The sequence below is a fragment of the Pedobacter ghigonis genome (genome assembly GCF_903166585.1).
GTDB classification, from domain to species: domain Bacteria; phylum Bacteroidota; class Bacteroidia; order Sphingobacteriales; family Sphingobacteriaceae; genus Pedobacter; species Pedobacter ghigonis.
This window is the reverse complement of sequence record NZ_CAESCM010000036.1, coordinates 1-1,657: the sequence shown is the minus strand read 5'-3', so window position 1 is coordinate 1,657 and position 1,657 is coordinate 1. Positions and strand designations below refer to the sequence as shown.

Genomic DNA, 1,657 nt, shown 5'->3' with positions numbered 1-1,657 from the left:
GAGTGTTTTTATATTTTTACTGGTCCCAACCCAATAAGGTCTCTTGCCAAATTTTAGTGTTTTGTGGTTCTTTTTGGGATATTTTTAAGCAATTATGATCCCGTTTTAGAATTTTAGTATTCTTTTTAGATTTACCACGAATATGGCAAGTGCACCTTGCATTTTCATACTTTCAAGGCCATAGGAATTTGCTCTGTCGTATCCGTGCACATTTTTCAATTCACTATTTTTCGCCTCAATTTTATATCTGTGTTTTGACTTTTCCCTGAAGTACTCGCTTTGTTGGAATATTTCCTGCTCTTTGTGCTCATCTGGTTTTATTGCAACCGAGTACGTCCTGCTTTTGGCTTCCGGTTTGTAGCAGCCATCCCTTAGCGGGCATACTTTGCATTTTTCGATATCGAAATAATAGGTCATCGCCTGGTTCTTCCTGTCTACCTTTTTGCCCTGCACCCGTTTGTACATAGCCAGATGCCCTGCAGGACATACGAACATATCCGCGTCTTTATTATAATCAAACTTTTCCTCCTCTTTCCTCGCACCTTGGGTAATTGCCGGGTTCATCTTGGCAACTATCTTGATCTTATTTCCGCTCAAATCCTTAAGCTTGAGGCTTTTCTTGCCGGCATAGGCTGCATCACCTATGACAGTGTCAACCTCCATTCCGTTAGACTGTGTCTGATCCAATAATTTTGGCAGTTCAGGACCATCGCCCTTCTCAGCTGATGTGACAACAGCAGCTGTTATGATACGTTCCTCTGTCATTGCCAAATGGGTTTTGTAACCAAAAAAACTACTGTCAGCTGTTTTGTGGCCAATCTTGGCATCCATATCTTTGGATATCGCATAATTCTCCCGAGTATCTTCTACTGTTTCCTTTAAGAGGTTCAGCTTCTCTTTCACAGCAGGGATTTCTCTTAGTGTTTCATCAGACTCGATAAGTTTTTGTAATTTGCTACAGTACTCTATTTCTTTAAGGATATCATTTGAATCATTTTTCTCAGGCATCTGACCCTTGAAATCATCATCCATTAGATATACTGCTTTTCGAAGTAACCTCGAGCGTTGCCTGAGTACTTCAATAGGTGAATATGGATTGGACCTGGAAAGTGAATGCGTCGCATCGACAATGATGGACCTAGATTTGATAATGCCTTTTTCCAATGCCAGGGAAACGGTTTTGCCAATCAGAAGGTTTAAAAGGTCCATATCCTTAAGACGAAGCTTTCTGAACTTGGTCAATGAGCTTGAATTAATCACGTCTTCTTCTGGGGACATCTCCAGGAAATATTTGAAGGACATATCATAGCGGGAACGCTCTACGACATCAACATCCGAAACGGTATATATGGTTTTCAAAAGCAGGTATTTGAACATCCGCACAGGACTCTCAGCGTTACGCCCGTTGTCCGGACAGTATTTATCCAGAAGTTCATCGTATATAAAACCAAAATCTATAAGCTCGTTAATCTTGCGCAGTAGGTTCTCTTTGGGAACAATCAGCTCATAAAGCCTGGAAAACTCGCTAAACTGGATTTTTTGTTGTTGAAGCAGCATCTAAAAGCAGTAATAATACACCTTTAAAATACAAAAAAAGGAGCAGAAAAACTAGTTTTCTACTCCTTTATCCTTTTGAATTAAGGGACTTTTTCAGTGC

The 1,657-nt window shown here is 40.2% G+C and carries 1 protein-coding gene; it reads right to left on the bottom strand.

Going from position 1 to position 1,657, the window contains the following annotated elements; all coding sequences use genetic code 11:
• Nucleotides 1-105: 105 nt before the first annotated feature.
• On the bottom strand, nucleotides 106-1,557 hold the full coding sequence (locus tag HWV58_RS24220) for an IS1182 family transposase (protein ID WP_175636576.1): 1,452 nt from the start codon (nucleotides 1,555-1,557) through the stop codon (nucleotides 106-108).
• Nucleotides 1,558-1,657 lie beyond the last annotated feature (100 nt).

What these genes read in the sequence shown, in the direction of transcription:
- HWV58_RS24220 (WP_175636576.1), bottom strand. Translation starts at nt 1,557, where the DNA reads ATGCTGCTTCAACAACAAAAAATCCAGTTTAGCGAGTTTTCCAGGCTT.